Below are 12,567 nucleotides of genomic sequence, written 5' to 3' on the forward strand. Positions count from 1 at the left end.
CCCTCGCATGGGCAGACATTTGTCATCGGACACGCGATCGAGGGAGCTGACGGCATGGCGAAGGGCGACATCGACACCTACCAGCAGGACGGGCAGTGGAAGAACCGCCCGGAGGGCAACGAGCGCGCGAGCAGCCGCCACGACACCAAGGCGGAGGCGGAGGCGGCCGGCCGGGAGATGGCGGTCGAGCGCGGCGCCGAGCACGTGATCAAGAAGCAGGACGGCACCATCGGCGAGAAGAACACGTACCCCCGCGAGCGCGACCCCCGGGACATTCCGGGCTGAGCCCCGCACGCACGTCACGGCGCCGGACCCGCACGGGTCCGGCGCCGTAGCGCGTACCGGCGGGTAGTGAGTGGCTGGCTAAAAAGTTTTGTTCGGTTCCTACAACGGCTCCCGCTCAGGCTTCGGCCGTTACGACATGGCGCCGTACGCGCGCAGGCGGAAGGGTGAGGCAAGCCGGGGGCGTCGTCGCCACCCGGCGCGCCACCGTGGTTCTATCGAAGGGGACGGTCACGTGTTCACCCGTGTCGCCATCGTCAACCGTGGTGAGTCCGCGATGCGGCTCATCCACGCGGTCCGGGAACTGGCCGCGGAGACCGGCAGCCGGATCGAGACCGTCGCGCTGTACACCGACGTCGACCGTACCGCCACCTTCGTCCGCGAGGCGGACGTCGCCTACGACCTGGGCCCCGCGTCCGCCCGCCCGTACCTGGACCTGAAGACGCTGGAACGCGCGCTGGTGGAGACCGGCGCGGACGCCGCCTGGGTCGGCTGGGGTTTCGTGGCCGAGGACCCGGCGTTCGCCGAGCTGTGCGAGAAGATCGGCGTGACGTTCGTCGGGCCGAGCCCGGACGCCATGCGCAAGCTCGGCGACAAGATCGGCGCGAAGCTGATCGCCGAGGAGGTCGGCGTGCCGGTCGCGCCGTGGAGCCGCGGCGCGGTGGAGAGCCTGGAGGACGCGCTGCGCGCGGCGGCCGACATCGGCTACCCGCTGATGCTGAAGGCCACGGCGGGTGGCGGCGGGCGCGGCATCCGGGTGATCCGCAGCGACGCCGAGCTGGCCGACGCCTACGAGCGCACCAGCCAGGAGGCGGCGCGGGCGTTCGGCAGCGGCGTGGTGTTCCTGGAGCGCCTGGTCACCGGCGCCCGGCACGTCGAGGTGCAGGTGATCGCCGACGGCCAGGGCACCGCGTGGGCGCTCGGGGTACGGGACTGCTCGGTGCAGCGGCGCAACCAGAAGGTGATCGAGGAGTCCGCGTCGCCGGTGCTCGCCCCGGAGCAGGCGGCGGAGCTGAAGGCCTCGGCGGAGCGCCTGGCGGTGGCGGTCGGCTACCGGGGCGCGGCCACTGTCGAGTTCCTCTACCACCCGGGCGACCGGCTGTTCGCCTTCCTGGAGGTCAACACGCGCCTTCAGGTCGAGCACCCGATCACCGAGGCGACCACCGGGTTCGACCTGGTCAAGGCGCAGTTGCACGTGGCCGGTGGCGGCCGGCTCACCGGCGAGCCGCCGGTCGAGCGCGGGCACGCGATCGAGGCGCGGCTCAACGCCGAGGACCCGGACCGCGACTTCGCGCCCTCCCCCGGCCGGATCACCCGGCTGGACCTGCCCGCCGGGCCGGGCATCCGGGTCGACACCGGAGTCAGCGAGGGCGACACCATCCCGGCCGACTTCGACTCCATGATCGCCAAGATCATCGCGTACGGCCGGGACCGGGACGAGGCGCTGGGCCGACTGCGCCGGGCGATGGCGAACACCACAGTGGTCATCGCCGGCGGCGCGACGAACAAGAGCTTCGTGCTCGACCTGCTCGACCAGCCCGAGGTGATCGACGCCAGCGCGGACACCGGCTGGATCGACCGGGTACGCGGCGAGGGCCGCCTGGTCGCGCACCGGCACTCCGCCGTCGCGCTCGCCGCCGCCGCGATCGAGGCGTACGAGGAGGACGAGACCGCCGAGCGGCAGCGGTTGCTGTCCACAGCGGCGGGTGGACGCCCGCAGGTGCAGCACCGCAGCGGCCGGCCACTGGACCTGAAGCTGCGCGGCGTGACCTACCGGATGCGGGTGGCCCGGGTCGGCGCGCACCGGTTCCGGGTCGGTGTCGAGGCCGGTGGCGACGTGCGCACTGCCGACGTCGAGCTGGACCGCTTCGACCGGCACACCGGCCAGATCGCCGTCAACGGCGCCCGGTTCCGCCTGCTCACCGACACCCACGGCCCGGTGCACCTGGTCGAGGTCGACGGCGTGACGCACCGGATCAGCCGCGACGAGGGCGGCGTGGTGCGCTCCCCCATGCCGGCGCTCGTGGTCGCCACGCCACTTGCGGTCGGCGCGGAGGTCGAGGCCGGCGCGCCGGTGCTGGTGCTGGAGGCGATGAAGATGGAGACGGTGCTGCGCGCGCCGTTCCGGGCCCGCCTCAAGGAGTCGTCGGTTCAGGTCGGCACCCAGGTGGAGGCGGGTGCGCCGCTGCTGCGTCTGGAGCCGCTCGTCGAGGAAGGCGCCGAGGCCGCCGACGGCCCGGCCGGTCCCGCTGTCGAGCTGGACCTGCCGGCGCCTGCGGCGGACGTGCCGGCGCGGTCCCGGGCCGAGCGCGGCCAGGAGGACCTGTGCGCGCTGCTGCTCGGCTACGACGTCGACCCGCACGACGAGCGCCGGGTGCTCGACGACTACCTGGACGCGCGCCGGGCGGCCACCGAGGCCGGGCACCGGCCGCTGGCCGAGGAGCTGGAACTGGTCGGCGTCTTCGCCGACCTGGCCGAGCTGAGCCGCAACCGTCCCGGCGACGACGGGCCGGCCGGGCACGTGCACAGCGCCCGCGAGTACTTCCACACCTACCTGCAGAGCCTCGACGTCGAGCGGGCCGGTTCCCCGGACTCGTTCCGGGCCCGCCTCGCCAAGGCGCTCGCCCACTACGGTGTCACCGAGCTGGACCGCTCCCCCGAGCTGGAGGCCGCGGTCTTCCGGATCTTCCTGGCCCTGCAGCGGGCCGCCGCGGACGCCACGGTGATCGCCGCGCTGCTGCGCTCGTGGCTGCGCGAGCCGCCGCCGGACGAGGCGCTGCGCGAGCCCGCCGGCCTCACCCTGGAGCGTCTCGTCGCGGCCACCCAGGTCCGCTTCCCGGTCGTCGCCGACCTGGCGCGGGGCGTGGTGTTCGCCTGGTTCGCCCAGCCGCTGCTGCGCCGCAACCGGGCCCGGGTCTACGCGCGGGTCCGCGCGCACCTGCGGCACCTCGACACGCACCCGGACGCGCCGGACCGCGCCGACCGGGTCGCCGAGATGGTACGCAGCACCGAGCCGCTGGTCCGGCTGCTCGGCCAGCGCCTGGTCCGCGACGACCTGGACAACGCGACGATGCTGGAGGTGCTGACCCGCCGCTACTACGGCAACAAGGCGCTCACCGAGGTCACCACCCGGGCCACCGGTGGCTGCACGTTCGTGGTGGCCGGGCGGGACGGTTCGAGCGTCGTGTCGGCGGCGGTGCGGTTCGACGCGCTCGGCGACGCGCTGCGCGGACTGGCCGAGGTGGCCGGCGACCGCGACGCCGTCGACGCGGACGTCTACCTGTCCTGGGAGAACCAGCCCGAGGACTTCGACGCCACCGCCGCCGCGCTGCTCGACGTGCTGAACGCGCACCCGCTGCCGGCGGCGGTACGCCGGATCACCACCACCGTCGCCGGGCGCGGCGGCGCGGTGATGCACCACCACTTCACGTTCCGGCCCGGCGAAAACGGGATGGCCGAGGAGCGCCTGATCCGCGGCCTGCACCCGCACATCGCGCAGCGGATGCAGCTGGAGCGGCTGCGCGAGTTCGACCTGACCCGCCTGCCGTCGCTGGACGAGGAGGTCTACCTGTTCCAGGCGGTGGCCCGGCAGAACCCGTCCGACCAGCGGCTGGTCGCGTTCGCGCAGGTACGCGACCTGACCGGGCTGCGGGAGCAGGACGGCCGCCTGGTGTCGCTGCCCACCACCGAGGACACGGTGGCGGCCTGCATCGACTCGATCCGCCGGGCGCAGTCGCGGCGGCCGTCGAAGTCGCGGTTCCCGACCAACCGGATCGTCATCTACGTGTGGCCGCCCAGCGAGCTGACCCGCGAGGAGATGGAGCTGATCGCCGGCCGGGTACGCCCCACCACGGTGGGCGCGGAGCTGGAGGAGATCCTGTTCATCGCGCGCCAGCGCGACCGCCGTACCGGCGAGCTGACCAAGGTCGGCGTGCGGATCACCTTCGACGTCACCGGGCACGCCCGGCTGGACGTGGGTGAGCCGCCGAGCGAGCCGGTCGAGCCGCTGGACGAGTACCGGCTGAAGGTGCTGCGGGCGGCCAGCCGCAACACCGTCTACCCGTACGAGCTGACCGGGCTGCTGGGCGACTTCGTCGAGCACGACCTGGACGCGGACCACCAGCTGGTGCCGGTGGACCGGCCCAAGGGCCGCAACAGCGCGGCGATCGTGGCCGGCGTGGTCACCACGCCGACGCCCCGCCACCCGCAGGGCGTGACCCGGGTGGTGCTGCTCGGCGATCCGACCAAGTCGCTGGGCGCGCTGTCCGAGCCGGAGTGCCGGCGGGTGATCGCCGCGCTGGACCTGGCGCAGCGGATGGGCGTGCCGCTGGAGTGGTACGCGCTGAGCGCCGGCGCCCGGATCTCGATGACCTCCGGCACCGAGAACATGGACTGGGTGGCCGCGGCGCTGAAGCGGATCGTCGAGTTCACCCAGGACGGCGGCGAGATCAACATCGTGGTCGCGGGCATCAACGTCGGCGCCCAGCCGTACTGGAACGCCGAGGCGACGATGCTCATGCACACCAAGGGCGTGCTGGTCATGACGCCCGACTCGGCGATGGTGCTCACCGGCAAGCAGTCGCTGGACTTCTCCGGCGGCGTGTCCGCCGAGGACAACTTCGGCATCGGCGGCTACGACCGGGTGATGGGCCCGAACGGGCAGGCGCAGTACTGGGCGCCGGACCTGCCGGGCGCGCGGGACGTGCTGATGGCGCACTACGACCACACGTACGTCGTGCCGGGCGAGCACGCGCCGCGCCGGGCCGTCACCATGGACCCGGTGGACCGGGACATCTGCGGCTACCCGCACGCGGTGGCCGGCAGCGACTTCGCCACGGTGGGCGAGATCTTCTCCGCCACCGCGAACCCGGACCGCAAGAAGCCGTTCGACATCCGTACCGTCATGCGGGCCCTCGCCGACCAGGACCATCCGGTGCTGGAGCGGTGGGCGGGCATGGCCGACGCGGAGACCGCTGTGGTGCAGGACGTGCACCTGGGCGGCATCCCGGTGTGCCTGCTCGGCATCGAGTCGCGGTCGGTGCCCCGGCACGGCTTCCCGCCCACCGACGGCCCGGACACCTACACCGCGGGCACGCTGTTCCCGCGCTCCTCGAAGAAGGCCGCGCGGGCGATCAACGCGGCCAGCGGCAACCGGCCGCTGGTCGTGCTGGCGAACCTGTCCGGCTTCGACGGCTCACCCGAGTCGATGCGCAAGCTCCAGCTGGAGTACGGCGCGGAGATCGGCCGGGCGATCGTCAACTTCCGCGGCCCGATCGTGTTCTGCGTGATCTCGCGCTATCACGGCGGCGCGTTCGTGGTCTTCTCCAAGGCGCTCAACCCGGACATGACGGTGCTGGCGATCGAGGGGTCGTTCGCCTCGGTGCTCGGTGGCGCGCCGGCCGCCGCCGTGGTGTTCGCCGGTGAGGTCGCCGCCCGCACCGCGGCCGATTCCCGGGTACGCGAGCTGGAGGGCCGGGTGGCGTCCGCCACCGGTACCGAGCGGGCCACGCTCAGCGCGGAGCTGGACGAGCTGCGCGGGTCGGTGCGGGCGGAGAAGCTGGGCGAGGTGGCCGCCGAGTTCGACCGGGTGCACAGCATCCAGCGGGCGGTCGAGGTCGGCTCGGTCGACGCGGTGATCCGCGCCGCCGAGCTGCGGCCCCGGGTCATCGAGGCGATCGAGGCGCACCTGCGCTGACACGTTCCGCGACGTCCCACGGCGGACGGGCCTTCGGGTCCGTCCGCCGTTTCGCGTGCGCCGGTCCTTGACGGTCGTCCGGTGACATGGTGTGCTCAGATGGTAATGGAAACCGTGTTCGTTAGAGCTGCCGGAGGACCCATGTCGCTCACCGTTCCGCCCGCCCTGCTGCACGCCGCCGAGACCGGTCCCGTCGACGAGGAGGCGTTCGTCGCCTGTGTCCGCGACTCCCTGCCGTACGCCTGGGAGACGGTCAGCCGGGTCGCCGCCGACCTGGCCGCGACCGACGCCGAGTTCGCCGACAACGTCGTACCGCCGCCCGGCGACGCCGAGCGCGGGCAACTGCTGCGCGCGATGGCCAGCGACGCGATCCGCGCCGGGCTGGAGCGGCACTTCGGGATCACGCTGGCGTTCCAGAACTGCCACCGGGTGGCAGCCTTCCGCCCCGGCGCGGCCGGCTCCGAGGCGTACCGCCGGTTCACCTCCAGCCGCGGCCAGTTGCTGAACCAGTCACCGGCGCTGCGCAACTGCTGACCGGCGGTCCGGCGCGGGCGGGTCACCGCCCGCGCCGGTGGCTCAGGCGGCGCAGCGGTCGCAGGTGCCGAAGATCTCCAGGGTGTGCCCGACGTCGGTGAAACCGTGCTGCGCGGCGACCTGGTCGGCCCATCGCTCCACGGCCGGGCCGGCCACCTCCACCGCACGGCCGCAGCGGCGGCAGACCAGGTGGTGGTGATGGCGGCTCTGGCTGCACCGCCGGTAGAGGTGCTCGCCGCCGGGCAGCCGCGCCGAGTCGATCTCGCCGTTGTCGACGAGCAGCTGCAACGTCCGGTAGACGGTGGTCAGACCCACCTTCGCCTGCCGCTGCACGAGCATCTGGTGCAACTGCTGCGCGCTGTGGAAGCCGTCCAGCTCCCGCAGCAGCGCCAGCACCTCGGCGCGCTGCCGGGTGTTGCGGGTCGCCCCGGTCGTCGCCGTCACCGTCCGCCTCCCTCGTCCGGGCGCCCTCTCCGGCCACGGCCGCGCCCGGCGCGCCACGTGACACCCGGAACCATTATGCCTTCCGGGCGCTCCCCGGTCCCCGGTCGCGGTGAGCCCGGGTGGCATGTGACGCGACCGACTCCCCGGGCCGGAACTATCCGCGGCGCCGCCCCGACCAACGGTACGAACACCGGATCTTCGAGGGGACGACCGCATGCCCAGCACCACCAGCCGCCGCTTCCCACGCACGGCGGCCCTGATCGGCGCCGCCGTCCTGGCCGCGTCCGTCGCCGCCTGCGGCTCCGCCGACGCCACGCCCACAACCGCGCCGTCGGCGTCGGCGCCCGCCTCGGCCCCGGCGAGCGCGGCAGCGGGCGTGCTGACGATCCGCGACCCGTGGGTGAAGGCCGCCGACAGGGGCATGACCGCCGCGTTCGCCACGCTCGTCAACGACGGCGACGCCGACGTCACGATCACCGGGGTGACCACCGACGTGTCCCGGGCCGAGATCCACGAGATGGCCATGACCGACGGGAAGATGGCGATGCGGCAGAAGCAGGGCGGCGTCGTGGTCGCCGCCCGGTCCCAGGCCGCGCTGGAGCCCGGCGGCGACCATCTCATGCTGATGGACCTGACCCGCCCGGTGCGCCCCGGCGACCAGCTCGACGTCACGCTCACCTTCGCCGACGGGCGCACCCAGACGTTCACCGCGGTGGCCAAGCCGTTCACCGGCGCCCAGGAGACGTACGCGCCCGGACACGGCGCGAGCCCCGCGTCATGACCGGAACCGGCGCGCCCGCGCGCCGGGTCAGCCGGCGCGGCCTGCTCACCGGCGGCGCGGCGGCCGCCGGGGGCGCGCTGGCCGGCGCGGGTGCCCTCGCCGCCCTCCGTTCCCACGGGGTACGCCCCGACGACGCCGTCCCGGTGGCCCAGGTCGGCAGCGCTGTCGAGCCGTTCCACGGCGCGCGCCAGTCCGGTGTCACCACCGAGCCCCAGGCGCACGCCGCGTTCGTCGCGTTCACGCTGCGCCCGGACACGAACCGGGCCGCGCTCGGGCGGATGCTGCGACTGCTTTCCGACGACGCCGCCCGACTCACCCAGGGTCGCCCGGCGCTGGCCGACACCGAGCCGGAACTGGGCCTGCTGCCGGCCCGGCTGACAGTCACGTTCGGCTTCGGCCCCGGGCTCTACGCCGCCGCCGGGCTCGACGACCGCCGCCCCACGTCGGTGGCCGACCTGCCGGCGTTCCGGATCGACCGGTTGCAGCCCCGCTGGTCCGGCGGCGACCTGCTGCTGCAGATCTGCGCCGACGACCCGCTCACCGTCGCGCACGCCCAACGGGTCCTGACCAAGGACAGCCGCCCGTTCGCCACCGTCCGCTGGGTGCAGCAGGGCTTCCGCCGGGCCGCCGGCGCCGAGCCCGGACGCACCCAGCGCAACCTGTTCGGCCAGCTCGACGGCACCGCCAACCCGAAGCCCGGCGTGTCGGCGGACACCGCCGTCTGGGTGACCGACGGGCCGGACTGGCTGCGCGACTCCACCACCCTGGTGGTGCGCCGGATCAGCATGAACCTGGAGACGTGGGACCTGCTCGGCCGCGCCGACCGGGAACTCGCGGTGGGCCGGCGCCTCGACACCGGCGCGCCGCTGACCGGCGAGGCGGAGCACGACGAGCCCGACTTCGCCGCGCTCGGACCGGACGGGCTCACCGTGATCCCGGACTTCTCGCACCTGACCCGGGCCCGCGTCACCGACGACCGGCAGAAGATCCTGCGCCGGCCCTACAACTACGACGGCGCGCCGACCGCCGAGGGACACGCGGACAGCGGGCTCGTCTTCGCCGCGTACCAGGCCGACATCGCCCGGCAGTTCCTGCCCATCCAGCGGCGGCTGGCCGAACGGGACCTGCTCAACGAGTGGACCACCCCGATCGGCTCCGCCGTGTTCGCCGTACCGCCCGGCTGCCCCGAGGGCGGCTGGATCGGCCAGCAACTGCTCGGCTGACCACGACGCTGACCACGACCAGGAAGGCGCGTCATGCGTACCCGTACCGTCTCCGCACTCCTCGCCGCGCTGTTCACCGCGGCGCTGCTGCTGGTCCCGGCCACGCCCGCGGCGGCGCACAACTCGCTGCAGGAGGCCACGCCGGCCCGCGACGCCCGGCTCACCACCGCGCCGACGCAGGTGACGCTGCGGTTCCTGCAGCGGCTCAACCCGGCCTTCACCACCATCACGCTGCGCGACGCCACCGACCGTCAGGTGCCCGCGAGCGCGCCCGCCGTGGACGGCGCGACGGGCACGGTGACGATCGAGGAGCCGCTGGCCAACGGCACCTACACCGTCGCCTACCGCGTGGTCTCCCGCGACGGCCACCCGGTCCAGGGCTCGTACCGCTTCACCGTCGCCGACCCGGCCGCTCCCCCGGCGGCCGCCCCGTCACCGGCCACTCCCTCGCCGGCCGCCTCCGCGGACGTCTCGGCGGGCGCTGCGGCAGGCGCGGACGCGTCTCCGGCGAGTGCCGACGCCTCGACGGGCGCCGACGACGGCGGTCTACCGGTGGGAATCCTGGTCGGCGGAGCGGTCGCCGCGGTGGCGGCAGCCGGCGTGACCGCGCTACTGCTTCGACGCCGCCGCGCCTCCTGACCCGTCGCCCGCTGACGCGGGTCCGCCCGGCTTCCTGATGAGCGGGAGAGACGTCCCGCCATGCGGACTGCGCATGCGGGGCGGCACCGGGTGTGCCGGAGCCTGCGTGCCTGTGGGACGGCCGGGGGCAGGGCGCCGAAGGGCGGAACGCGGGTCGCGGCGAGGGCGGGTCGGGGCTGGGTTAGGCTGCCGGGAGCGCTGGTTCACCCGGTCGGCGACGGCCGGGTGTCGTAAGAGGGAACCCGGTGGAAGTCCGGGACTGCCCCGCAGCGGTGAGTGGGAACGACAGCCGTCAACAGCACTGGGCCACCGGCCTGGGAAGCGACGGCCGGTAGGCGACCGGCGACCCCGGTCGGGCCCGCGAGTCCGAAGACCTGCCCGCGTCGCGCGTACCACCGGTGCGCGCTGCCGTCGACCTCGCGGGTGGGTCGGGCGGGTGACACGCCGGGCGGGAGCCGTCGGCGTGCCTCGGCGTGCAACTCCCCCGTCCGGTCGGCGGTCCGCTTCTGCGAGGACGGAACCGCACCGTGACCGATGCCATCACCCTCACCGGCCGACCACCGTCGGCGTCGCACCTGACCCTGTCGCAGATCATGGACCAGCACCACACCAACCTGATGGGCACGGTGCACGGCGGCCGGATCCTCAACCTGATCGACTCGGTCGCCGGGGTGGTCGCCGCCCGCCACTCCGACGGACCGGCTGTCACCGCCGCCATCGACGAGACGGCCTTCCTGCGCGCTGTCCGCGTCGGTGACGTGGTGCACGTGGACGCCCGGATCACCTGGGCCGGCCGCAGCTCGATGGAGGTGGCCGTGAAGGTCAGCGCGGACCGCTGGGACCGCGCGGTGCCGCCGGTGGACGTGGCGACCGCGCACCTGGTGATGGTGGCCGTGGACGACGAGGGCCAGCCCCGGCCGGTGCCGCCGCTGCTGCCCGGCACCGACGGTGACCGGCGGCGCTACCGGGAGGCGCAGATCCGGCGCGAACACCGGCTGGCGCTGCGCCGGGCGCTGCTCGACGGCGTCGAGGAGGGCTGAGGCGTGCTCGGACTGTCGGCGGCCACGCTCGCGGGATACCTGGCCGCGATCGTGGTGCTCATGCTCACCCCCGGGCCGGACATGATGTTCGTGCTCGCCAACGCCACCCGGTACGGCGCGCGGGCCGGGGCGGTGGCGGCGCTCGGGGTCGCGGCCGGGGAGGCGGTGCACGTCGCCGCCGTGGTGGCCGGACTCGCCACCGTGATCGCCGCGTCCCCGGTGCTGTTCACCGCGATCCGGTGGGCCGGTGCGGCGTACCTGATCGTGCTGGGCCTGCGGGCGCTGCGCGGCACGGGCCGGCCCGGCGGCGCGGCGGACGGGGCGGACGGCGGCGGCGCCGGGCGGGCGTTCCGGCGCGGGCTGCTCACGAACCTGCTCAACCCGAAGATGATCCTGTTCAGCGTGGCGTTCCTGCCGCAGTTCGTCCGGCCCGACGCGGGCCCGGTGGCGGCACAGCTGGTGCTGCTCGGCGCGCTGTTCGTCGCGGTGCAGCTCACCGTGGACCTGGCTCTCGGCTTGGGCGCCGGGCGGTTCGCCCGCCGCTGGGGCGACAGCCGCTGGTCGCGGCGGGTCGACCGGCTCTGCGCTGTCGCCTTCGTCGCGCTCGGTGTCCGGCTGGCCGCCGGCTGACGCTTGCTCGACTCCAGCTCGCCGAGATGGCGGCATCAGGAGGGCTCCGACCCCGCCACCTCGGCGAGCTGGTGAGGATCACGCTCCGGCGCCCGGGGCGGGGCGGCGGGCCGCTCGCGGTCCAGGTGCAGGCGCAGCAGCACCCAGCCCAGCGACACGGCGCCGATGAACACGTACGCGGGCTGCGTGCCGAACGTGTCCCAGCAGGTGTGCAGCGTGACGGCGGCGGCGAAGGTGAGCAGGAACGCCGCCAGTCTCCGGCCACCGGGCGCGGCGGCGAACGTGAACAACGCGGCGGCGGTCAGCCCGGTCCAGGCCAGGTGCGCGGCGGGCGCGGTGAGACCGCGAACCAGCAGCGTCCGCTCGACGGCGCCGAGGTTGCCCTCCGACCCGACGAACGCGGCGAACGCGTACCCCATGGTCTCCAGCGCGGCGAACCCGGCGCCGGAGGCCACGCCGATCACCAGGCCCTGCGCCGGTGACCGGTGCCGCCGCCACAGCAGCAGGATGCCGGCCGGCACGATCAGCTTCGCGGTCTCCTCGGCCAGGCCGACGAGCGCCATCGGCAGGACGCCGAGGCGGTGCAGCGTGCCGTACTCCAGCCAGCCGGCGGCGACCACGCCGACCACGCCGCCGAGGAGCGCGGCGACGCCGACGACGGAGCCGGGGACCGGGCGGCGGGCCGGCCGCCCCTGGGCGAAGGCCAGGAACGTGGCGGGCGCGACGCACGCGCCGAGCACGATCAGCGCCGGCACGAACGTGACGGTGCCGGTGCCGGACAGTGTCTCCAGCACCAGCAGGTGAAGCCCGACGCCGACGAGCAGGACCGCCACCCACGCCCAGCGGCGTCCGGTATTCCCCATACGCCGAGTATCGCGCCCGGCGGCGAGCGCCGGCATCGGGGGTAGGCACTGTGGACAGTGAGATCCATGCGACACGCCCGACACGACATCTGGTGTTGCCCAACCGCCCCCACCGCCATATATGGTGGTGCCGCAGCTGGTTCGGCCGAGCCCTCCGGGGCGGGGCCGAGGCAAGAGGGAACCCGGTGGAAATCCGGGACTGCCCCGCAGCGGTGAGTGGGAACGACAGCCGTCAACAGCACTGGGCCACCGGCCTGGGAAGCGACGGCCGGTAGGCGACCGGCGACCCCGGTCGGGCCCGCGAGTCCGAAGACCTGCCAGCGCGCCGTGCGCCTCCGCGTACGGCGGCCGGAGGTCGCGCGGGACGACCGACGCCAGCAGCCGGGCCGGCCGCGCCGTGCCCGTTGGCGTCTCCCGCCGTCTCCAGACGGTGACA

Annotated in this window: 10 protein-coding genes and 2 riboswitches; of the genes, 8 read left to right on the forward strand and 2 right to left on the reverse strand. The window is 74.3% G+C overall.

The features are described 5' to 3' along the window. Window positions 1-54: 54 nt before the first annotated feature. The 3 genes from PVK74_RS08515 to PVK74_RS08525 all read left to right on the forward strand — a co-directional run bounded on the left by PVK74_RS08515 (window position 55) and on the right by PVK74_RS08525 (window position 6,511). Window positions 55-285, forward strand: coding sequence for a DUF2188 domain-containing protein (locus PVK74_RS08515; protein ID WP_030499192.1), 231 nt, complete (start codon window positions 55-57; stop codon window positions 283-285). Window positions 286-517: 232 nt separating this feature from the next. Further along, complete coding sequence (locus PVK74_RS08520; protein WP_274478754.1) at window positions 518-5,977, forward strand: ATP-binding protein; 5,460 nt, start codon at window positions 518-520, stop codon at window positions 5,975-5,977. Window positions 5,978-6,118: 141 nt separating this feature from the next. Next, window positions 6,119-6,511 carry an SCO5389 family protein gene (locus PVK74_RS08525; protein WP_043323383.1) on the forward strand — a complete coding sequence of 131 codons (393 nt, stop codon included), beginning with the start codon at window positions 6,119-6,121 and terminating at the stop codon, window positions 6,509-6,511. A gap of 42 nt (window positions 6,512-6,553) precedes the next feature. Here the strand turns inward: PVK74_RS08525 and PVK74_RS08530 are convergent, their stop codons facing one another. Next, window positions 6,554-6,955 (reverse strand): Fur family transcriptional regulator, encoded by a 402-nt coding sequence (locus PVK74_RS08530; protein WP_043323380.1) that lies wholly within the window; start codon window positions 6,953-6,955, stop codon window positions 6,554-6,556. 214 nt (window positions 6,956-7,169) lie between these two features. Here PVK74_RS08530 and PVK74_RS08535 point away from each other — a divergent pair, with 214 nt between their 5' ends. The 5 genes from PVK74_RS08535 (at window position 7,170) to PVK74_RS08555 (ending at window position 11,268) form a co-directional block, all read left to right on the forward strand. Further along, window positions 7,170-7,736 carry a copper chaperone PCu(A)C gene (locus tag PVK74_RS08535; RefSeq protein ID WP_064445655.1) on the forward strand — a complete coding sequence of 189 codons (567 nt, stop codon included), beginning with the start codon at window positions 7,170-7,172 and terminating at the stop codon, window positions 7,734-7,736. Further along, complete coding sequence (locus PVK74_RS08540) at window positions 7,733-8,959, forward strand: Dyp-type peroxidase (RefSeq protein ID WP_064445654.1); 1,227 nt, start codon at window positions 7,733-7,735, stop codon at window positions 8,957-8,959. The genes PVK74_RS08535 and PVK74_RS08540 overlap by 4 nt, the downstream gene beginning before the upstream one ends. A 33-nt stretch (window positions 8,960-8,992) precedes the next feature. Next, window positions 8,993-9,598: a copper resistance CopC family protein gene (locus PVK74_RS08545; protein WP_274478756.1), complete on the forward strand. Its 606-nt coding sequence runs from the start codon at window positions 8,993-8,995 to the stop codon at window positions 9,596-9,598. Between the two features lie 182 nt (window positions 9,599-9,780). Next, window positions 9,781-9,994, forward strand: a riboswitch (cobalamin riboswitch). Window positions 9,995-10,125: 131 nt separating this feature from the next. Beyond that, a complete protein-coding gene (locus PVK74_RS08550; RefSeq protein ID WP_073828221.1) occupies window positions 10,126-10,638 on the forward strand; it encodes an acyl-CoA thioesterase in 513 nt (170 codons plus the stop codon). A gap of 3 nt (window positions 10,639-10,641) precedes the next feature. Beyond that, window positions 10,642-11,268: a LysE family translocator gene (locus PVK74_RS08555; RefSeq protein ID WP_274478757.1), complete on the forward strand. Its 627-nt coding sequence runs from the start codon at window positions 10,642-10,644 to the stop codon at window positions 11,266-11,268. Between the two features lie 35 nt (window positions 11,269-11,303). Here PVK74_RS08555 and PVK74_RS08560 read toward each other — a convergent pair whose 3' ends face one another. Further along, window positions 11,304-12,131 carry a PrsW family glutamic-type intramembrane protease gene (locus tag PVK74_RS08560; protein WP_209962284.1) on the reverse strand — a complete coding sequence of 276 codons (828 nt, stop codon included), beginning with the start codon at window positions 12,129-12,131 and terminating at the stop codon, window positions 11,304-11,306. A 119-nt stretch (window positions 12,132-12,250) separates the two neighbouring features. Continuing rightward, window positions 12,251-12,467: riboswitch (cobalamin riboswitch) on the forward strand. The last annotated feature ends 100 nt before the right edge of the window (window positions 12,468-12,567 follow it).

Source organism: Micromonospora chalcea, from assembly GCF_028768405.1.
In the GTDB taxonomy this organism is placed as follows: Bacteria; Actinomycetota; Actinomycetes; order Mycobacteriales; family Micromonosporaceae; genus Micromonospora; species Micromonospora chalcea.

Excerpts from the sequence above, each read along its gene's own strand:
- PVK74_RS08515 (WP_030499192.1), top strand. The coding sequence starts at position 55 with ATGGCGAAGGGCGACATCGACACCTACCAGCAGGACGGGCAGTGGAAG.
- PVK74_RS08525 (WP_043323383.1), top strand. The coding sequence starts at position 6,119 with ATGTCGCTCACCGTTCCGCCCGCCCTGCTGCACGCCGCCGAGACCGGT.
- PVK74_RS08535 (WP_064445655.1), top strand. The coding sequence starts at position 7,170 with ATGCCCAGCACCACCAGCCGCCGCTTCCCACGCACGGCGGCCCTGATC.
- PVK74_RS08540 (WP_064445654.1), top strand. The coding sequence starts at position 7,733 with ATGACCGGAACCGGCGCGCCCGCGCGCCGGGTCAGCCGGCGCGGCCTG.
- PVK74_RS08545 (WP_274478756.1), top strand. The coding sequence starts at position 8,993 with ATGCGTACCCGTACCGTCTCCGCACTCCTCGCCGCGCTGTTCACCGCG.
- PVK74_RS08560 (WP_209962284.1), bottom strand. The coding sequence starts at position 12,131 with ATGGGGAATACCGGACGCCGCTGGGCGTGGGTGGCGGTCCTGCTCGTC.